Source organism: Funiculus sociatus GB2-C1, from assembly GCF_039962115.1.
Classification (GTDB): domain Bacteria; phylum Cyanobacteriota; class Cyanobacteriia; order Cyanobacteriales; family FACHB-T130; genus Funiculus; species Funiculus sociatus.
The window spans coordinates 1-20987 of sequence record NZ_JAMPKJ010000039.1; the positions used below are offsets into that span (position 1 = coordinate 1).

General features: G+C 45.5%; 13 protein-coding genes. 6 read left to right on the forward strand and 7 right to left on the reverse strand.

All coding sequences use genetic code 11. From position 1 onward, the window contains the following. Positions 1 to 354 precede the first annotated feature (354 nt). On the reverse strand, positions 355 to 3666 hold the full coding sequence (locus NDI42_RS17815) for a CHAT domain-containing protein (RefSeq protein ID WP_199311390.1): 3312 nt from the start codon (positions 3664 to 3666) through the stop codon (positions 355 to 357). A 579-nt stretch (positions 3667 to 4245) separates the two neighbouring features. On the opposite strand from NDI42_RS17815, the gene NDI42_RS17820 reads away from it, so the two are divergent. Next, positions 4246 to 4689, forward strand: a complete 444-nt coding sequence (locus NDI42_RS17820; RefSeq protein ID WP_190459176.1) for a PPC domain-containing protein — start codon at positions 4246 to 4248, stop codon at positions 4687 to 4689. Positions 4690 to 4767: 78 nt separating this feature from the next. Here NDI42_RS17820 and cobS read toward each other — a convergent pair whose 3' ends face one another. Next, positions 4768 to 5547, reverse strand: coding sequence for an adenosylcobinamide-GDP ribazoletransferase (gene cobS / locus NDI42_RS17825; RefSeq protein ID WP_190440095.1), 780 nt, complete (start codon positions 5545 to 5547; stop codon positions 4768 to 4770). A gap of 202 nt (positions 5548 to 5749) precedes the next feature. Here cobS and NDI42_RS17830 point away from each other — a divergent pair, with 202 nt between their 5' ends. Both NDI42_RS17830 and tgt read left to right on the forward strand, forming a co-directional pair. Further along, complete coding sequence (locus NDI42_RS17830; RefSeq protein WP_190440309.1) at positions 5750 to 6199, forward strand: hypothetical protein; 450 nt, start codon at positions 5750 to 5752, stop codon at positions 6197 to 6199. Between the two features lie 245 nt (positions 6200 to 6444). Further along, positions 6445 to 7542, forward strand: coding sequence for a tRNA guanosine(34) transglycosylase Tgt (tgt, locus tag NDI42_RS17835; protein WP_190459178.1), 1098 nt, complete (start codon positions 6445 to 6447; stop codon positions 7540 to 7542). 68 nt (positions 7543 to 7610) lie between these two features. On the opposite strand, the gene NDI42_RS17840 is transcribed toward tgt, so the two are convergent. From NDI42_RS17840 to NDI42_RS17850, 3 genes are all read right to left on the reverse strand, one after another. Then, positions 7611 to 9542, reverse strand: a complete 1932-nt coding sequence (locus NDI42_RS17840; protein ID WP_242017827.1) for a ShlB/FhaC/HecB family hemolysin secretion/activation protein — start codon at positions 9540 to 9542, stop codon at positions 7611 to 7613. Between the two features lie 609 nt (positions 9543 to 10151). After that, positions 10152 to 10925, reverse strand: coding sequence for a DUF928 domain-containing protein (locus tag NDI42_RS17845; RefSeq protein ID WP_190459180.1), 774 nt, complete (start codon positions 10923 to 10925; stop codon positions 10152 to 10154). Positions 10926 to 11353: 428 nt separating this feature from the next. After that, positions 11354 to 12508 (reverse strand): DUF928 domain-containing protein, encoded by a 1155-nt coding sequence (locus NDI42_RS17850; RefSeq protein ID WP_190459182.1) that lies wholly within the window; start codon positions 12506 to 12508, stop codon positions 11354 to 11356. Between the two features lie 381 nt (positions 12509 to 12889). On the opposite strand from NDI42_RS17850, the gene NDI42_RS17855 reads away from it, so the two are divergent. From NDI42_RS17855 to hisA, 3 genes are all read left to right on the forward strand, one after another. Continuing rightward, positions 12890 to 14584, forward strand: a complete 1695-nt coding sequence (locus tag NDI42_RS17855) for a transglutaminase domain-containing protein (protein ID WP_190459184.1) — start codon at positions 12890 to 12892, stop codon at positions 14582 to 14584. A 469-nt stretch (positions 14585 to 15053) separates the two neighbouring features. After that, the gene (locus NDI42_RS17860; RefSeq protein ID WP_190459186.1) at positions 15054 to 16001 is read left to right on the forward strand and encodes a hypothetical protein; all 948 of its coding nucleotides are present in this window, start codon (positions 15054 to 15056) and stop codon (positions 15999 to 16001) included. A gap of 79 nt (positions 16002 to 16080) precedes the next feature. Then, complete coding sequence (gene hisA, locus NDI42_RS17865; RefSeq protein WP_190459188.1) at positions 16081 to 16854, forward strand: 1-(5-phosphoribosyl)-5-[(5-phosphoribosylamino)methylideneamino]imidazole-4-carboxamide isomerase; 774 nt, start codon at positions 16081 to 16083, stop codon at positions 16852 to 16854. A gap of 174 nt (positions 16855 to 17028) precedes the next feature. On the opposite strand, the gene NDI42_RS17870 is transcribed toward hisA, so the two are convergent. Together NDI42_RS17870 and NDI42_RS17875 are read right to left on the reverse strand one after the other, a co-directional pair. Beyond that, complete coding sequence (locus NDI42_RS17870) at positions 17029 to 19269, reverse strand: PAS domain S-box protein (protein WP_190459190.1); 2241 nt, start codon at positions 19267 to 19269, stop codon at positions 17029 to 17031. 688 nt (positions 19270 to 19957) lie between these two features. Continuing rightward, positions 19958 to 20941, reverse strand: coding sequence for an Hpt domain-containing protein (locus tag NDI42_RS17875; RefSeq protein WP_190459234.1), 984 nt, complete (start codon positions 20939 to 20941; stop codon positions 19958 to 19960). Between the last annotated feature and the right edge of the window lie 46 nt (positions 20942 to 20987).

Below are 20987 nucleotides of genomic sequence, written 5' to 3' on the forward strand. Positions count from 1 at the left end.
CCTGACTTAGCCAAAGCCATAGAGGAAGCATTTAATAAGCTCTCCTTGAAGGACATCCAAAATTGGTTTACACACTGCTGTTACTGTACCTCAGCAGACTAGGAAACGCTATACACAATATAAGCTAATATTTTTATGCCGCAACTGTGGCAGACAATTTGTTAAAAATTTTGACAATAAGTAATTTTACCCTTGATTAAAAGTTTAATTGATAAACTTCTCCCAAAAAATTGGCTGCCATTACCTGTGGCATACTACCTAACTTTTTATTGATTGGGGGAATACAAGTTGAGAATAATTTCTTGTGTTAAAAAATAAAAAATTGAATAACTTTTTATTTCTTTACCTTTTTGTTTACCAAGGATTTCCAATCATTGTGAAAGCTGCCCAATAATAAGGATCAGACAAATTTTGATTTCCCAACTTTGCTAGTTCCGGCGTTAGCGGTATCTCCCCGTCAGGAGTAAGCAATTTACCATTTTGCATGCGTACTTGCCCCTTGATCATTGCTATTTGCGCCTGTCTTAGCGCCTCCGCCTTCACGGGAGCTTTTCTCAATTCTTCGTAAAACTGGGCCATTAGTCCCAAAGTTCCCTGATCTGACACATACCACAAACTTGCTAGCGCCGACTTCACCCCAGCTTGCACCGCCAACCCCGCAAAGCCCATCTCTGCCTGTTCATCACCTAACGCTGTGCGGCAGGCACTTAGTACCAGCAAATCTACCGGGGGGTCATTCCAGCCCACCTGTGGCAGCTGGTTCAATGACAGCTTACTGTCCCACAGTTGGATGTATGAGTTGCTAGGATTACCTGGCTGAAATTCCGCATGGGTTGCTAAGTGAACGATTCTATAAGGTTGTAGGCGGCGCTGGGTGTTGAGATTTTTCAGAGTGAAGCCGCTGTTGAGGAAGGATTTACCAGGCCACAGCTCAGGCGTAATGGCCAATAATTCTACTGGTACAGCGGGAAGTGGCTTTTGGTCAGTAAATTTTGATGCCCCCATTGCCAAGACTTGCGCGTTTACTATGTCGCGGTGTTCGGTGTTGCTGAGGCTGAGACTGGGCATCAAGCTGACGCTATATTGCTCCACTAGAAACTGTTCACCATTATGCAAGGCAGCCAAGGGAATAGATCGCAACCCGGTGTCTGGCACGAAGACAATATTCTGAATGCCTCTAGCTTGCAAGTCGGCTTGCAGGGGGGTGATTATCCATTTATAGAGTTGTTGGGCTGAGGAAAGGTAGGTGGGAGTTCGTTTGATTTTGATAACTTCGTTGCGAAATTCATCGGCGGCTTTGATAACTTGCGATCGCGTAATTCCAGAAAACTGCTTGCGAATTGGTGTTCCCTGTGCCGTTACCAGCACCACTTCAAGCTCATCACTCGAATTTTGTGTTGATGATTGGGAATTAGTGACAAGCAAATCCCCCTTTTCTTCCCCTTTCTCTATCTCCCCTTCAGGTATAATATCTGGGGTAGCAAAAGAAATATAAAAAATAGCTGGTCTTACGCCTGTTTCTCTTTCAACTCTATCTAGAGTTTGACGGGTATCTAGTAGAGAATTGACACGAGTGGGAATATTTTTTATCTCCAAATATTCGGCAAATTCGCGAGTATAGTTGTCTTCTCTTTCAGTGACTAGGGCATCAATCTCAATGTTTGGAACATTCTGCGGTAGTTGTAATTTTTCCTCTTCATCGTTGTCACCAACCAATTCTGTTTGGTTTAGTGTTTGATTTGGAGTAGGGGTAACAAATTGAATATTTCCTTGCCCACCCCTACCTGGAAAAGATTGAAAGGTAGTAATTGGGGATTGCCCATTAGTAACTGCCCCTAATGTGCCGTTAGCGGCGGGATTTCCCACTAAAAAGGGAACTAACCTGGAACCGCCACCGTGCCGGATAGCGATCGCGCCTCCCCCAACACCTCCGGCATTAGAAATACTTGCTAAGACACCATTTTGGTCTAAAAAACTACCCCCAGCCCGGAAAAATTGATCTGTCGTAATATCAACATTTCCCCCCGTGCCGTTAGTTCCGCCTTGGGCATTGATGGAGGTAACTTGGATATCCCCAACCGGATCGAGGATCACAGATCCACCATTACCAAAAGCCGAACTAGAGTTGATAACATCAGCATTGATTTGGTTGCGGGCTTTTATCGCGATCGCGCCCCCATCGCCCAAATTTGAGGATGAGTTTATCGCTCCGGTAATATTAATTCTTCCTGCCCTACTATTAGGCAAATTATTATTATTTTGGTCAAGAGCCGTCAGACTAATTGCTCCGCCATCACCAAGATTTGAGGACGAGTTTATCGTTTCTGCAATATTAATTGAACCTGTTTGACTTACAATATTAACATCGCCACCATCACCCGAATCAGCATTAGTAAAAATTCCGTCTCCAGGCGAATTCAGAAGATTAATATCGCTAAAAGCGGACATAGTTACCGAACCAGCAGCAGTATCAGCGACAGTCGTAGAAGTATCGATTTTTCCTAATACTGTAATGCTGCCAGTTGCAGACAAATTTACAAAACCACTCACTAAAGGTGGCACCAAATCAGCTTGTATTGACTGTCCCACAACATCCCGCACCACAACATCACCAGCATTCACCCGGATGCCAGAACCAACAAGTTTCACCTCTCCAGCGCTGTTAACAGTTAGTTCGGTAGCATTACCGATGCCCCCACCAGTTAGCAACTGAGGTAGGGAAAGGGGGAGGGAAGCAGAGGGAGAGCGAGGAACAGAGGCGGGGAGGGGAGTAACTTCCAAGCTTAGCGGACTTCCCGGCTGAGAGATACGAACCATACTCTTGCCTCCTACAGATGCGATCGCGATATCATCGCCTGGTGCCGTCAGACTACCCAGTGAGACAACGGTGCCACCAACCAGGCTAAGATTTTGTTGAACAGCTAGCTGCGCCAAGTTGACAATGGCTCCGGGTGTCTGAGGAGTCGTGAAGGCAAAGGTGCTGGGAGTCCCCACCAAAGCGGCATAGTGATTAGACCCGGTGGCATTAAACCATCTTATAGAGGCGGGATTCATCGCGTCTGGAAAACCAATTGCATTCGCAGTGGTGGCGGTGAAGCTTCCTGGTATATTCAAGCTGGCTCCTGCGCCAAAGATGATACCAGCAGGGTTCATTAAAAAGAGGTTGGAATTGCCGCTAACCTGAATTAAGCCGTTGATTGCCGAGCGATCGCCTCCTACTACTCTCACCAGAATATTCTCAATAGATGGGCTAGAGAGAAAATTGGCAATCTGGTCTTGACTAAGCCCAAACTGGGTAAAACTGTGGAAAAGATTGGCGCGATCGCTCGATCTAGTGCCGCCTTCGATATCGAAGCGGTTCCCGTCAGGTGTCACAATAGTTCCGATACCATCAACCGCCGGAACTATTGACTGTGCTGTTGCTGATGCGGGAATAAGGGCAAAAAACAAAGCTACCAAACTTTTAGCTTTGCTTCCCTGAATATTCAAGGAAAAAAAGCAAAACCGAAATTTCCAGCTTTTTTTACCACCAATTGGGGATTGGAGGGTAGAGGTAGGGCGAGACTTTTCTTTCAGCCCCCAGTCCCCAGTTCCTCTTAGTGCTACCAGCCACAACTTAATTCTTTTTTTAGCTAATTTCATGGTGCCGATTCTGACAGGAAACACGCCTTTGCCCTAGTTATTAATTCTTCTACGCTAGCTTCCAAAGAAGTATCCGCACACCTGATGCAATTGTGCCATGAATACACTATAAGTAGTGTTTTAGATATTATCTAGCTGCCGTTTTAAATGTTTACCAGTCTAAATTGATACTTTTAATCTGCAACGGTTCACTGTATCGTTTTGCCCGTAAAGGCAAATTAATGGGGATAAGAAACGAGTAAGTTTTACCGCCGCCTCTTATAATGGACGGGCTTAACCCTAGTCAACAGGAGTTTGGTCAATAACCCATCCCCTTTAAGGTATAAGCTGGTTAACTAGCTCTCGTTGGGCAAACCTCACCACTCTGGAAAAAACCCTAGCCTTGTGGTAAAACCCACAAAGTAATAGCTTATGCAAGTGTTTCTGGTTGCTGACCCTCGAACCAAACTACTTATAAAGTAAGCGACAGAGCTTTTCTCCAGATTTCCTGCATAAATTAAAACGTAAAAACATTCTTTGTTTAGGAAGCGGTACACCCCGCCCCGCTTTCCTGCCAACCCCCGAAAAGGGATGGATGTCTAGCGGGAAGCATTATGACCAACGATGAAAGCAATTAGATGGCACCGCACCCCAATTGTTCCTGCAACTTTGCTTGTTCTGTGTCTTGGCGCTGTATCAGCCAGAGCGCAAAATAAAGTATATAATCCGATTCCTGTACTGACAAACAACGAAGTTGCCGACACGCTTACAGAAAACGATATTCCTACTGGTGAGGGAGGCTTTGCCCGTGACTACTTGGTGAAGTTGAACGCTGGAGATCAGGTGGCTATTGACTTGACCTCAGATAACTTTGACTCGATTGTTACGCTGATGGCTGCTGATGGTTCCACTGTAGCGGAAAACGATGACGGCCCAGACGGCAGCACAAATTCTGTGCTGTTTTCCCGAATTAGCGAGACTGGTTCATACATTATTCGGGTTCGGGCTTTTGGAGAAACGGGCGGCGGGTCTTTTAAGCTGAAGATAACGCGCCTGAAGCCAATTTAACGATTTTGGATGCCAGGATTTTGGATTGCTTGGGTTATTTGTGAGTTACAAACTCCTTAAAGTTAAAAGCTAAAATCGTTAGATTGTGGTGAGTAGGCACAGTAACAAAGCTTCTGTCCATTCTACGACTGCGCCGTAGGTATCTCCCGTGTGTCCGCCCAGCTGGTGGTGAAACCAAGCACCAGTTAAAAGCGCGACAAGGCATCCTGCGACTGCCATGATTACCGCCAATAGAGGGCGAGTCGGTGACACAATGAGCTGTAATCCGCTTAAAAGCAGTAGTAAGACCAATCCCAGCAAGATATCCTGGGGGGTGCGAATAAACTCTTTGTGAAAAGCACCTTTGCCAGTAGGTTTGAGATAGGGATAACGAGCGATCGCTACCACTTGCCCCCACCGACCCCATCCCGCGGCTGCCATCAGCGCTAGCCAGCGGTTAGATTCAATATCTGTCAGGGCTGCTGTTTTTAAAAGTATGAGTGCGATCGCAGCGATCGCGCCAAAGGCACCAGTCGCACTATCCGTCATTACCTCTAAACGCCGTGACGGATCTTGCACTGCCAACCCATCTGCGGTATCCATTGCCCCATCTAAGTGTAAACCTCCGGTGATGGCAATCCCCATCACTACCACTAAGGCTGAACGAGTCAGTACGGGTACGCCCAGCTGTTGCAAACAGACATCGCAAAGCGACAGAAGCGCCCCAATTAATAAGCCTACTAGCGGAGCATGGCGGGCAATGCGCTGAAATTCCAATGTCCAGCCCGCAGGAAGGGGTATACAAGTATAGAACGCGATCGCCCCTAGCAGCGATCGCCAAAACGAAGAAACTTGAATCACAAAAAATACAAAAGACACTTCTTACTTTCCGAATACAAATTCAGTAGATTAGCGTAGGAGCAGACGATAAATGTTGGGCTAAGATTGTCTCGTAGCAGTTCGATCTCGCGCATAGCGCCTATGGCGTTAGATTATTTAGCTACCTGCTTCCCCAAGTAGGAAAGCATCTACTACGACCAGACAAGATCGGGCTGGTTTGAACTAAAGGCTGTTTCCCATGATGAGTCACGACCAATCTCCGCCCAAGCTACCAGCTCCCTGTATAATTGACTTCGGCATTGTCGTTAATAAGCAAGATATGCGGCGACTGCTGGCTGATTTAGGCCGCGTCCGCTACATTCATAGTCTTGATGGCAACGTTCAGAGCCAGGGAGAAGGGTATGTGCTGGATGTATTTGCTGACGATCAACGGTCTACGATGATTGCCAACCAGGCAATTTATCTTAATGTCTACAGTTTTGATTATCTGCAACTGCACCAGTCCCCAGATCAGGAATCTTATTTTGACTTGATTCAAGACCATCGTCAATTACGTTTGATACCGCTTTCTAACCCACTCCAAGAGCAAGCCACGCCTAGCATCAATGCCGCCGCCTTAGAAGCGATGGTAACGCAAGTGCTGTCTGCTAAGTGGGATGTCCAATTTGATGACGATGATTGCTCATTCTAAGTAGTTGTTAGCCATTAGTGATTAGTCATTAGTTATTAGCAACAATCTAATAACTATTAAGTTTGATTGTCAGTCGTTAGTCATTAGTTCGTAACAATGAACTAAAAACTAAGGATTAAAAACTTTTGCTAGTGGTACTGGCTAATACCATTTTGCTTTCCAGAGATACCATTTTTGTCATTTGTCCAATGCCCGACAAATGATAAATTATTGTGAAAAGTTAGAACGCGATTTGGTATAAGTAAGTGGGATTTTCTTTTAAATGTCAGGCGCGTTGTAGCCATTCCAAAGCACGGGCGGGAATTTTTTCCACACCTCATGGTTTGGTGGAAACTCCTAAATTTATGCCTGTGGGAACTCTAGCGACTGTCAAAGGTATAACAGCAGCCCAGCTAGAAGCAACAGGCGCTCAGATGGTGCTATCGAATACCTATCACCTCCACCTACAACCAGGGGAAGCGATTGTCGCGGGTGCTGGGGGGCTGCATCGGTTTATGGGCTGGAAGAAGCCAATGCTGACAGATTCTGGCGGCTTCCAAGTGTTTAGTTTAAGCCAGTTACGTAAGATTACTGAAGAGGGTGTAATATTTCGCTCTCCCCGCGATGGGCGGATGATTAACCTAACGCCGGAGCGTTCGATCCAAATTCAGAACACTCTGGGAGCAGATGTCATCATGGCATTTGATGAATGTCCTCCTTACCCCGCTGAACGCTCAGATGTGGAGGCGGCAACAGAACGGACTTACCGCTGGCTGGAGCGCTGTATAAAGGCTCACCAACGTCCAGATGAGCAAGCTTTGTTTGGAATTGTTCAGGGTGGTGTCTATTTAGATTTACGTGTCCGTGCGGCTGAGTCGTTAGCAGGGTTAGATTTGCCGGGATACGCAATTGGCGGCGTGAGTGTGGGGGAACCAGCGGAACTGATCCACCAGATTGTAGAGGTGACGGCGCCAGTGCTACCACCGGAAAAGCCGCGTTACCTGATGGGTGTGGGGACTTATCGGGAAATGGCAAGAGCGATCGCATCCGGGATAGATTTGTTTGACTGCGTGATTCCGACTCGTTGGGCGCGTCACGGTACTGTTGTGGTAGGGGGTGAACGTTGGAATTTGAAAAACGCTCAGTACCGAGAGGATTTTACACCCCTTGATGCCAGTTGTCCCTGCTACACTTGTCAGAATTTTAGCCGCGCTTACTTGTGTCATTTAGTGCGATCGCGCGAAATTCTCGCTTACACCTTACTCTCAATTCACAACATCACCGAACTAATTCGCTTTACCGAAAAGATAAGAGAAGCAATTTTAGGCGATCGCTTTACCGAAGAATTTGCTCAATGGCTATGACACGCTAACCGAGGAGTTAAGCATTGACTTTATCGTTCCCAGTTAGAGGCTGGGAACGATAAAGTGTGTCAAAGTTGATAGTTAACGCTGAAATAAAAACCCTGATCTTGAGCATTTTCGCCTCGGTCATCAATCTCAACTAAGGGAATGCCGTAGTCTAACCTGATGTTCAGCTTGGGTATCGGTTGCCAGATTAACCCTAAGCCGACACCTGCTAAAAATCTTTCATCAGGTAATGGGTTGGGGTTATCATCCACATTCCACACCCACCCCAAGTCTATAAAAGGGGCAACCTGCATGATAGCAGCTCCGGCTTCGTCTCGCTGGACGGTAATTCGGTCTTCAATAGAAAATCTCACGCCATTGTCAGCAGCACGGACATTTTGCCTGTAGCCGCGCAGCGATTGACCGCCGCCAATTACAAACTGTTGGGAGGGTAATAAACCACTGGTTGATAGCTGGACATCTGCCTGAAGAATTAAAAAGTTATCGTTATTCAGGACTTGTACTCGCTGGATTTGACCTAGCCAGCTCAAGAAACGACCATCGGGAACGGGATCTTCATTCACGGTAGCATCGAATAATCCGGTACCGAGACTAAAGAGCGATCGCAACGCCCATGCACCCCTGACATCCCGACGTAAATAATCTTGTCCAAACTTAACCACGCTGGTACGGCTGACACCATTTTCGTCTGGCCCAAATCCGAAAGGAGTCGGTCCGGCAAAGGTGAACGTCTGACCATCTTGATAAGTAAAGCCTAAAGAAAGGGCAAATTCTTCTCGCGGTGAGCGGATCAACGGCTGTCGATAACTAATTTCATAAAGTTCCGTCTCCCCTCGAATGTCAAACACATCAAAGGGACGTTGGGTAACTTTGTTGCGATTAGGTGCTGCTCTCAGTTGCAGGGTGCCATTCATGGCGTTGAGTGGTATCCGATAGCTGAAGTCGAAAATATCAGCGCCACTGGTCGTCGTATGGTAATAGGAGCCAGCGATTTCATCCCCAAGCCCAGTTACGTTGCGATAACGCAGGTTGACTCCCAATCGTTCTGAACCGACGCTGGGAGGCGAGTAGTTGTCAACGCCTAAACTGGCTTCTAAAGGGTTAGCTTCGGTGACGCGCACCACGAGAATACTTTGACCAACCCCACTTCCAGCCCGGAGGCTGGCTTCTATGTTTTTAAATAGGGGATCGATACGCAAAAGCCTTAATTGGTCTTCCAGTTTGCCTGTGTTGAGAGGTCTACCAGCCCCCAGGCGCACCCTGGAACGGACGTAATTTGGATTTAGGCGGCGCGTTCCTTCTACCCTAATTTCTTCTAGGGTGCCTTCGATGACGCGAATTTGGACGACACCATCGGTAACGGCTTGGTCTACAAGAATTGCTCTTGAGGTAATGTAGCCTTGGTTTAGGTACAGCTGAGTGATAGCATCGGCAACGTTTCTGAGTTCCTCTAGGGTAACAACGCGCCCCTCAAATTTTTGGGTAATGGGGTTCAGTTCATCTTGATCAAAGATGGTGCTGCCGATGACTTGAATTTTGTTAACTTGAAGACTGTCTGAGGCGGGCGCTGTAGTGGGTGTCGGGGTTGGTGTTGGCGTCAGTACAGGCGGCGGTGACTCTTGGGGCAGCGGTTCTGGGGTGGGTACAGGTTGCGGGAAGCGATCGCGATTAGGATCGGGCTGCGGCGGAAGCTGGATAGATGGTGGTATCTGCGGCGCTTGCACCAGCCTCTGTTCAGAACCCTCTAAAGAAGAATCCGGGATCAACAATGAATCGGGATTTTGGTCTTTGTCCATCTCGGCGCTTGGGATTGTCTGCATCGTCTCCCATTCGCTTTGTAAATTTAATCCATCTAGCACTGGCTTTGCTTCTCTGGTCGCAGCATTCGCACTGCTGGTAGCAACACACCCCAACAGCGTTGATACGCATACACCAAGGGCGATCGCGTCCTCAATTAACACTCCACACCAAAACACTTTAAACCTTGATTGCATGGCAACTATCTTCCCCACACGTTTAATCCGCTAAAAACTTGTACAAATACCATATTTTTGTCATCTCATCTGGATTTTCCTCGCTAAATTTCAATTGTCTTTTCATTGCTTCCTACTCCGTTGCTCAAATGTACTGATAGCTTTATGACAGTAGCAATGGTAGTTTAAGCAAAAAATAAATGAATTGTATTATTTAGCACCTTTGCCAGAGAGATTTTATGGCATAAGTTGTGTCAGGCTGGATGCCTGTGCCACCAGTTAAGCGTTTAGATATAACTGACGGTACTATGTAGTAGCGATCGCTAACGCTTCACGCACAAATCTATTCCACAACTTCACCCAGTTTTACTCAGCTAATACTATTTTCCTTTTGATGTGTTACGCAGAGATCCCCCCTTGCCCTTCTCCATCGAAGGGTTTGGGGGGATCTAATTCCATAAAAGGGAAAAAGCAAAAGTTAAGAATTATTTTGCCTTTTACATGAGCACCTTTTGACTTTTAGAGGGGTTCGGGGGATTTTTAATCCTAAATCAAAAAATTGAATTTTCTTTTCAGCCCCGCTATTTAGAATATCCTGGGTGGTGTCATCAGTGGCAATGCCTTGGACTACTAATTTTTCGGCGATGGCTGGGAAAGCGTCGCGTTGTTACTCGGTATCGGACTAATGGGAACTAGAGGTTCAGTTGCCATGTGTTCCAGCCCAACTGCCTTCAAGAGTTTTGCCCATTCAGATGATATGGCTGAATCTTTCGGGTTTGACTGGCGCAAAGCTGCTAGAGTATTCAAAGCGTCGAACCAAATGCCCGCTTCTGCATAAATATCCGGGCGATCCTTGAGTGTGGCTTGCTTTAAATTATTATTCAGCGTGGCGTTGAGTGGCACACGCCGAATCCACCCTTCTACAAAAATATTAGGCGATCGCTCTAGCGGATTGCACAGTATCGATAAGAACCAATGATAATTCTTTCCAACTTCTAAGGGTGGTACATCAGCTGACACTGGGACGCTGACGCTGACAATACCTGACTTTCTAGGCATCATAAAAGTTGTTGCATAAATCTCTTTCTCGTTTCCATCCCTCAGCACAAACTCCACTGGCAGGGGCTTGGCTTGGGGAGGCATTGCCGGCAGATAAAATAATAAAACTGGATTTTGAGCGACTGTAAACCCAATGTTGTTAGCGGGGATGAGCGCAGTTAGTGGCTTTTTTGCTATAGGACAGTTCCCACCGCGCGTTCCTCCTCCTTCCCGTCGTCCTGGTGCGCTAATGTTGACTGGAGGTTCGTAATCAGCAACTAACAAGCGCTGTGGGATTGCGTGGGCGCTTTTTGGCTCCAGTGTGCCTATCAACGTTGAGAAACCCGTCAGTAGCACCAGTTCCATAGATAAGGCTATGGATTTTCTTACAACAGGGGACTTCATCCAGGCCATAACAGAATTGTTCTGAGATAATTTTGAGTTTTGAATATTTAGGGGTAAACCCCTGATACCATTTGGGATTTTGGCTTGTGAAACCCTAGCCTGTAGGGAGCTTCAGCAAATCGATATGGTATTGCTTTCCATTGTGGCGCTGTCTTTTGCGGCTAGAAAATACTATCTGTAAAAGGCAGTTATTTGACAATTGAAGAGCCGATGCGTGTGAAGAAGGGCGGGTGTAGCACTCTGAAATCGTTGAAGCTGTTATGTATTTAGTTTTCCTGTTTGAGAGCGATCGCTTTCTGGAATTGGGAAAAAGTTAGGAGTTAAGAGTTAAAAGCTCCTTTGGCCTCGTAACTCATAACTCATAACTTTCTTACAGAGGCGATTTTGTGTTAATTCGGACTAGCTGCGCCCTGAGTCAGAGGCTCTTTAGCAACCGGGTCTAAGTCTGCTGACTTCAGCAATTTTTCCCAAGCATACTCCAAATTACGATCGTTGGGACGCAAGCGACGTAGATCCATCAATGTTTCCAGCGTCTCATACCAAAAGTTAGCTTTTGCATACAAAGCAACGCGCTCCTGTAGACTTGCCTGCTGGAGTTTATTGTTAAGCTCTGGAGCTACGGCGACGCGCTTTATCCATCCCCAGACCGCTATATCTTGTTCGCGGTCTTTAGCATTACAAATTACGTTCACTTCCCAATAATATTGCTCGTCCTGCCGTAGGGGTGGAACATCGGCGGAGGCAGGCAGTTGCAAGCTCAAAATGCCAGGAGTGCCTTTGATGGCAAATCTGTTTTTGTAAACCTCTTTGCCGTCTTCGTCTTTTTCTTTCAGCACAAACTCCACCTCTTTGGCGGTTGTTGGTGGCATATACCAAAAGAAACTTGGATAGTCGGCTGATGTCAGACCCACGCCCACTGACCCATCACCTGATCTTTTGGGGATCAAGGCGGTGAGTTGCTTACTATTATTCCCGACAAAATTATTACTATTATTGACCATGCAACCTCCGTTGCCGCGTGTTGCACCCTGTTCTCTGCCGTCAGGGTTGCCACGCTCTGGCGGCGTGTATCCCCAACTATCCGGAAGGCTGCGACTGAGCGAGGAAGATTGTGATTGTAGTTGTGCCTGTGCGGGAACGTTCAGAGCCAGCCCCAGCGAGAAGGAAACAACTAAGGTTGTAATACTTGAGTAGCGTTTAATCTGAGCCATAATAGAATTGTTTTCTGTTGACACTTTCCAAGGCTTTAGCCGTGGGATGTTCGCTTCAACGAGTCCGTTTAACAAATTGAAACTGTTTCCAAGTTGCCTGCGTGGTTTATGTCCCTGTCGGGGCGTATTGTCATAATCCCCTAATTTTTTCTCTAGCGCAGTGTCCGGCGTCGATGCAAAAACTCTCTCTACTTTGATACCTGAAGAGTCTAGCACTCCAGGCAGTTTTGGCTGCTGAATCTGCACTCCCTGACGTTGGAAAGGTCTGTTTAACAATCTATCGCTAGATTGATGTTGCTTTGGAGCAGCAAGGCGGTCTGATTGCGTGTCCATAATTATATCAAACCATCTAAAGAAAATATCTTTTTCTTTTCAAACATCGACTTATAATCTTTACGCTTGTTGCAAGAATCCCCATTGGGAGGGATTTAGGCGCAATTAAGCCATCTCAAAATTAGCTGGGTCATCATTTATGTATGATGCCCTGACGGTCGCCTGAGTTCCCAATTGACACAGACCAATAAAATATTACTCAGGTTCGCACAGAGGAATTGTCTTGGTTGCAATTATGGTAACTTGGGCTGCTTTCTTAGGGTCAAACCAATTTTAGATTGGCCTTGAATCCATCATCGGAGGCACATAAACTCCGATGAGGCAAAATCGCTCAGACTCGGCTTGGTGTCCACTCCTACATTATCTTCACTGAGATTTAAGATGATTCCTAATTCAGCGTTACAAGTCAAACAGAATCCTTGGCGGCGGACAGTTAGACCGATTGGAGCCTCCGCTTTGCATGGCATGGCTTTTCGGAAAGATGCGCTGATCGCTATTGACGCTTTTAGCGGATATCTTCTACAAATTGACCCCAAGAGCGACAACACAACTATCCTAAATGCTAATCATCTACCAGATTTTCTGGGTGTGACTGGCTTGGCTCTTTGGGAAGACACTCTTTGGTGTACACAGGACGATAGTGTTTTCTTTTGTACAGATGCACTTAATGCGATCGCAACAACTGATTTGACACCGGAACAATTTGTTACGTTGTCCTACCCTGCTGATGGCATTGCTGTTGCGGAATCGACGGTTTACGTTACTTCTCGGAAGTCTGGCTATATTCTAGTTTTTAGCCGCGAGACAGGTAAACAGATTGCCCGGTTTCCGGCACCGGGGGTTGGGGTAGAAAACATTACGGTTAAGGACGAGGAACTTTGGGTTTCCGATGATATTGAACAGACGGTTTACTGCTTAGATCGGGCTACAGGGCAAATTAAATTCAGTGTACTGACTCCGTTTGAGCGTCCGACGGGGTTGGCTTTTCACACTGAACCGGAAACTGGGCAGGATATTCTTTATGTTGCTTATGCGGGTGAGGAACCGTATATCCGAGATAATCCGAACGCTGACCCCAATTTTGAATTAGCATATCGCGATCGCACGTTTATCCACCCCCTATATTTTCACTACAACGAAGCTGAAGGCTATGCTCTCTCTAATGGCTATTTGATTGAGTTGTCCTATGTTGAGGAACTTTCCCCCCTCGACAATGTGGAGTTAACAGATGTCGAATGGCGAATTGCTTTGCCTTCGGAAACTCATCGGCAGAAGGTAAGGACAATTGAATGGGTGGGATTGCCTTTTACTGAGGAAATTCAGGACGGACAGCGCGTGGCTGTGTTCAAATTTGACAGTTTGAAAACAGGCGATCGCCATATATTCGGTTGGAAAGCTTTGCTAGAAGTCTGGAGCATCAAATATCGCCTCACACCCAGAGATGCTGAAAAGCTTCCGGATCTATCGCCATTGCAGGATAAATATCTGGTGGATGATGACGACTTGGCAATGGACACAGATATTATCCGCAGTGCTGCTAAAGATGCAATTGGCACTGAAACTAATCTACTGCGGAAAATTTACAAAATTCGCAACTTTACTTACGATGCGCTCTCCTACGGCATTAAACCTCACATTGATTCACCAGATGTTGCTTTAGAAAGGGGCGTTGGTTCCTGCGGCGAATATCTAGGTGTTTTACTGGCGCTGTCACGACTTAATGGGATTGCTTGTCGCACTGTTGGACGCTACAAATGCCCTCCCCATCCTGAATTAAAGAATGTGCCGTTGCAACCGGACTTTAATCATGTCTGGATGGAGTTTTATTTGCCTGGTTTTGGTTGGTTGCCGATGGAATCAAATCCTGATGATGTTGTGGATAAAGGCCCTTATCCATCGAGGTTTTTTATGGGTCTTTCTTGGTATCACGCTGAGATTGGCAAAGGTATCACGTTTGAAAGTTTGATGAGCCAGGGAGAGAGAGTTAATAAGCAGGAAGTTTCTATTGGCGATTTAGCTCTGAATCATGTAATATTCACCATTCTGGAGGAATTACAACCTGGAGGCGAAGGATGAAGAATGAGGGATGATATCATGTCCGGTTAATTACCTATAACTAAGAGGAACCTGGAAACCCTCTAGGAAGATCGGGGAGGCGATGGCGGGGCTGGGTTCTTTTATCACAGGTAATCAACTGCGCTTGATATGAATTGATTTATCCTTCTTTATAAAATTACTTAAGTAGGTAGGTCGCGTGACTTATCTACTTTTTTTATTTTAAATTTTCCTGATATTGCCCGCATAGGTCAATGTTGAAACTGTCACAAACTTTTCCTGATATTCAAGTGCCTGCATAAATAATAACTTAATACTAAATTTACTTTGTTCAACAGTGGCAGGAAATTACTCTTAAGAATTTTATATCTTAATAAGAGATTTAGTTAGTTTTGATTCTCATAAAAACTATTGTAATTAAGGAAACTATTGGCACAAAAATGTTAATAAAAAAGTTATCAAGAATTTATTAAGCATGGAATGTGAGAAAATGGAAAAATCTAAAATTGCCAAGCAAACGATTGATTTAGCAGGATATAAATACCAAGAGCCGCATTATTTACAAACGCGATCGCGTATTAACTTGCTGGTGGAAAGATATCTATCAATAGACATTCTCCAGAATTGCCTAGTAGATTTACCCAGACAGTTTGAAAAACCACATCAGCGACCTTGGCAACCGATTGATTGGCAAGCAATTAAGCCAGATCAAATTATAGGTGTTAAACCTGCGCTATTTACAGCCGCGATCGCTAATGCGGTGGAAATAGAAACGCCGATTCGCGCTTATGCCAAAGAAAGCTGGGATTATTTGCAGGCAACCCATCCCCAAATGGCAAAATTTGTAGGCGGCACATTTGCGGCGGATGGAACGGTGCTAGAGGTAGGATTATGGGAGAAAGAAGAAAGACAGCACCGACCTGCTTTTAGCAAAATATATCAAGAATTGACAGGGGAAAAACTAAATCCGCAGTCAAACTCTGTCCAAGGTTACGAATCTAGCGGCAATATTCGGGAAGATGTATATAAACACGCACTCAGCAGAATTACCACCGAATGGGGCGCAACTTCTGTATATCTGTGGTTAATGGCGCACTCAACAGGAGCATTACAACAAGCGATCGCGCAACCCCTACAAGACGAGATCAATCATCTGGCAAAATTTTGGGGGATCAGCCGTTGGGCTTTTGGAGATTCTTATCTGACTCGCTTGCGGGGTACTACTAAAAATTTAATGAGTCTTCTGCAACACCACCAAGGCGAACGCACTCACACCAAGGAACTATTGCAATTAGGATATGCCTTGTACGCTGTAGAACTGGTGTTTACATTTGCGCGATTGATGGTGCAGTTGCGTCGGTGGAACCAAACTCTAAGTAATGAGGATCTTGTAAAGTTGTTTGGCTTACCGCCACACGAGAGATTAGCTGCTAGTTGATAGCCTATTAACTGTTAGTCTTTATTGAGTAGGGTAGACATTGGCTATTCTACTGACTTGATTATTTAAATAGCGGAAGATGAATGTAATTCCAGCGATCGATCTGCTAGAAGGGCGGTGTGTGCGATTGTATCAGGGAGACTACGAGCGATCGCAAGTTTTTGACAACAACCCCGCTCATGTAGCTAAACTCTGGGTAGACCAAGGAGCAACCCAGCTGCATATTGTAGACCTTGACGGCGCTAAAACTGGCTCTCTGGTAAATCGGCAGGCAATTGAAGCGATATTACAAGCGGTGCAAGTGCCAGTACAAGTTGGGGGTGGCTTGCGCGACAAAAGCGCAGTTCGTCAGCTGCTAGACATGGGCGTTGAACGGGTAATTTTGGGAACCGTTGCAGTTGAACAACCCCAGGTGGTAGAACAACTTTGCCAAGAATTTCCTGGGCAAATTATTGTGGGAATCGATGCTCGTAATGGAAAAGTTGCCACTAGAGGCTGGTTAGAAACTTCTGAAGTTAGGGCAATTGACTTGGCTAAGCAGATGCAACATCTGGGGACAGCTGCGATTATCTACACCGATATTCATCGCGATGGCACCCTTTCCGGGCCAAACTTAGAAGCATTAAGAGAACTCGCTAATGCTGTCTCAATTCCCATCATTGCTTCTGGCGGTGTCAGTTCCATTACTGACCTCTTGAGTTTGCTAGCTCTTGAACCTTTGGGAGTAAGCGGCGTTATCGTTGGCAGAGCCATCTACACTGGTGATGTTTCGCTCAAATCAGCCATACAAGCAGTGGGACAAGGACGTATTCAGGATGTCCCCCCAGATTTAGGCTTTTCCACCTTTGCTTAATTAACTCTAGTTCCCAGCCTCAGCCTGGGAACTCTCATCTAGAGTCTCTCCCTCCTGAGTAAAACGTAGATTGAGCCATTGGAACCTCACCCAACATCTAGTAAGCAAGCGTGAGTTATTGACTTTCCAGACGGTAGGCCCAACCTACGAATTACTACAAATTACTTAACTTTTTCATACTGCTTCGTCATGTGGTAGCTGTACCGGAAGCTCAATATAGAATTCTGTTCCTTCTCCCGGTTTTGATTGGCAACTTAGAACACCGCCGTGTTTTTCGACAACAATTTGATAGCTGATTGATAAACCTAATCCCGTACCTTGTCCTACTGGTTTCGTAGTAAAGAATGGGTCAAATATATTTTGCTGCACATGGGGCGGTATCCCAGGCCCATTGTCAGCAATTCTGATTACCACTTTATGGTCATCTACCATTTCTGTGCGAATCTGAATGATAGGAGCGTTAGTTGTCAGTTGTCCGTTGTCGGTTTCTCCACAGTCCATTGACTCTTCCAGGGCATCAACAGCATTACTCAAGATATTCATAAATACCTGATTGAGTTGCCCAGCATAGCACTCCACTATTGGTAGATTACTATAATCTTTGATGATCTGGATATGTGGTCGTCCTGCTTTAGGTTTCAGGCGATGCTGTAATAAAAGTAGGGTATTGTCAATTCCATTGTGTAAATCAAAAGGCTCTCTTGCTGCTTTATCTACACGGGAGAAATTACGCAGTGACAGAACAATTTGACGAATGCGCTCTGCTCCTACCAACATTGAGTTCATCAGTTTTGGCAGGTCTTCGCTGACGAAATCTAAGTCAATCTCTTCTAGGGCTTCTTTAATTACTGGTGTTGCGTTGGGATATTGCTGCTGGTAGAGGCGAATAAGGTGGAGCAACTCTTGAGTGTATTCAGTGGCGTAGGGAAGATTGCCGTAGATGAAGGAAACAGGGTTGTTAATTTCATGGGCCACGCCAGCCACTAACTGCCCCAAACTGGACATTTTTTCGGTTTGAACAAGTTGGGTTTGAGTTTGTTGCAGTTCATACAAAGCTTGTTCTAGCTGAGTTGCTTTTTCTCTCAGTTGCGCTTCCGATTTTATTAATGCTGCCTCGGCTAGCTTTCGATCTGTGATGTCGCGAGAGTTGACCACCATGCGGACTCCCGGTGCATCCATTAGGAGATTGCTATGGGTTGATTCTATATAACGCCATGAGCCATCTTTATGCCGAAACCGAAATTCAATTGTTAAAGCGGTTGTGGGATTTTGCAGAACTTCTTGAAAGTCTTTTTCTAAAAAGGGGATGTCATCTGTGTGAACAAAGTCAAATGTATTTTTGCCAATTAATTCTTTTGGCTTATATCCTAAAATGCGTTCGATGGCAGGACTGGCATATTTAATGGTGCCGTCGCCTTCCAAAATGGTGATCAGGTTGGAGCTATTTTGCAGAAGACTTCGCCATTTGGCTTCGTTCTGCCCCCAAACCACAGCTTCCCGCTTGCGTTCTTCTTCAACGCTAATAGCAGAGGCAATAATCCCCATCAGCTTTTTGTCAGCTTCACAGGGAATAAATTGATTTTGATATGCTACGCATACTGAGCCGATGTATTCACCAGCGCATTTGACAGCTTGCCCAATATAGGTTTGCAATTGGTAGGGAATTACCCAATTGTCACTTTCGGCATAGGGAGTGTTTTGCAAATCTTGAACTACAAAAGTTTGGTCGCTGCTTTGCTGGATAACGTCATAGCAAATGTTGCCTTCCGGTTCTCTGACATTGGAGAAGTCTGGCGGCGTTTGCGACTGTCCCCATGCCCATAGCAAGCCTTCATGCAGTCGATTGTAAACTGCCCAAGCTCCGCCGAGTAAATCTCCTGCCAGTGCTGTGAGACGGTTAATGTTATCATCCGGGTCAGACTTAAGGCTGGAAAAGCACTCATTAATTTTTGAGAGTTGTTCGCCTGCCTTTTGGTTGGTGATGTCGCTTAACGTGCAGATGACTTGTTCGACAGTACCATCTGTATTTAACTGCGGTTCGGTATTCACGGATAGCCAGACGCGATCGCTATTCGTTGGTCGATACACCCCTAAAACTAAATTTCGCAGCGCTTGGCGCGTCGAAAGTAGCAGCAATGCTTGCTTTGCTCTGACTGGTGCCGTATGGAGTTTCAGCTGAAATGGTGTTCCATTTTCTTGAATAACGTGCCAATCTGAGTCAAGAGGCTCTTGATTTAACAGCTGGCTTTCGGTTAGCCCCAGCAAGTTCAAGGCCGCTTGATTCATCATGCGGATTTCCCCGCTAACTCCCATTACTAATACACCCACTGGTAATTCTTTGAGGAGCGCTGGGGGCAGGTTGTCAATCCGGGGCGCTAAGGCACTGCTTTGCTGATTAGTGTGTAAAGGGGGCATATCTTCCAGCCAAGGTACTAAGTGAGTACCTGGAGTATTTGTTATGTCTATTCTGGTATAACTCGTTATACCGTTAAACTGGATACACCCTGAGTAGTAATTATTTCACGAATTTATTATTCTCTGAAGAAACTAGTTTTACACTTTTCTTCAAATAGACAGATGCAGATTTTTCCTTAAGGGACAATTCTAATCTGTATGGATACGTTTTTGGCTTTGATGTTGGTTTTTTATAATTTCTATCTTAACAAGTTTTTATTAATACAGGCTTCAACAGTTTAATAAATACATTTTTTCTCTATTAACTTTTTATAAGTATTTATTCTAAGCATAATAATTTATTTAATTAAATAAAAACTTACTTTTCTTAATCGTAAAAATTAAACCATGCTTATATAGAAGCAAATTGGAGTTAAGTAACTATAAATTTTTAGTAGGTTTTTACACTAAGGGCTACGGAAAATAGAACAAATCTTAATGCGATGTGTAATTTAATATAGAAAATCATCAGTGGTATAGCATTTCTCCGTTGGGTGGAATATATCGCGGTTCTAATCTAACGTTCGGGCCACCTTGGTAGAGATATGGCAATACCATGTCTCTACCAAGGTGTATCGCACCCGACCCTAGAATTGCGATAGAGCAGGCAAAATACCTACCTGCCCTACAGGGATTTAGCTAAGGATGGTCAGCGGCTAGCTTGGTGGAGTAACTTAGCTAGCATTAACAGTTGCTCTTTATTAAAAACTTGAGCCAAAGCCTTTGCTGCTCCTCTGGGTTCTAGTGGAACAGTAATTTCCTTGGGGGAGGAAGGGCTGGGTGTTGGTGCCTGTACGGGTGTTTTTGCCACCGACGTAGTAGGGGCAGGGGTTGATTCTGGAGAAGCTGCCAGCAGCCGTAGACTGGCACTAGGAGCGATCGCGTTACCTTTCCCAGCTTGCAACAAGTCGCTAGATTGCTTGAGTTCTTTGATCGCAATGGGTGCCAGAGTAGAATAAGGATTTTTGGGATTAGCGATCGCTCGATGTACCGTTTTTACCAGCATCGTCCAAGTTCCTATCCCACCTCCTAGCTGCGCTAGCCGTTGGCACAAAGTTTGAAGTTGTTGGCGACTTGAAGGCGTTTCTGCTCCCTTAAACAGCAGCAACATCTGTTTTAGAACCGCCGTCACCTGAACCGAGAAATTTGGGGGCGGCATTTTCGCCACAGGTTTCGCTAGTTCTGCCTGTAGGGGTAATTCATCAATTGCTCCTACTCCCCCACCTACTAAGCGATCCAGATATGCCTGCAATTGTGCAAAATTAGGCTCTGCCGCTTGCACAAGTTTCTCACCTTCATCTTCCCTCAGCCCAAATGGCCCTTGCAGGCGGTCAATTAATTCCTTAAGCGTGTCGTATCCTTTTAAAAACATTGACTCCAGCTGGTGGTCAATGGTGACAGGATGCTCTTTGAGAATCTTAAAACAATCCTCAAATCGGTGGGAAACTTTTTGAATACTGTTAAAGCCTAGCATCGCCGCCCCTCCCTTAACGGAATGGGCAGCGCGAAACATTTCATTAACCCTTTCCTGATCTGCTATGACGCTTTGCAGATCCATTAGCCCTTTTTCCAGGGTTTCCAGGTGTTCTTTTGCCTCCTCGATAAAAAAACCTAAAATTTTTCCCGACTCCACGGCAGTATTCCTCAAAACAACGATTTTCTGTACTCACCTGTTCATT

Coding starts and splice junctions, on each gene's coding strand:
- NDI42_RS17845 (WP_190459180.1), bottom strand. CDS start 10,925: ATGGAACTGGTGCTACTGACGGGTTTCTCAACGTTGATAGGCACACTG.
- NDI42_RS17840 (WP_242017827.1), bottom strand. CDS start 9,542: ATGCAATCAAGGTTTAAAGTGTTTTGGTGTGGAGTGTTAATTGAGGAC.
- NDI42_RS17830 (WP_190440309.1), top strand. CDS start 5,750: ATGAGTCACGACCAATCTCCGCCCAAGCTACCAGCTCCCTGTATAATT.
- NDI42_RS17870 (WP_190459190.1), bottom strand. CDS start 19,269: ATGCCCCCTTTACACACTAATCAGCAAAGCAGTGCCTTAGCGCCCCGG.
- NDI42_RS17860 (WP_190459186.1), top strand. CDS start 15,054: ATGGAAAAATCTAAAATTGCCAAGCAAACGATTGATTTAGCAGGATAT.
- hisA (WP_190459188.1), top strand. CDS start 16,081: ATGAATGTAATTCCAGCGATCGATCTGCTAGAAGGGCGGTGTGTGCGA.
- NDI42_RS17855 (WP_190459184.1), top strand. CDS start 12,890: ATGATTCCTAATTCAGCGTTACAAGTCAAACAGAATCCTTGGCGGCGG.
- NDI42_RS17820 (WP_190459176.1), top strand. CDS start 4,246: ATGAAAGCAATTAGATGGCACCGCACCCCAATTGTTCCTGCAACTTTG.
- NDI42_RS17850 (WP_190459182.1), bottom strand. CDS start 12,508: ATGGACACGCAATCAGACCGCCTTGCTGCTCCAAAGCAACATCAATCT.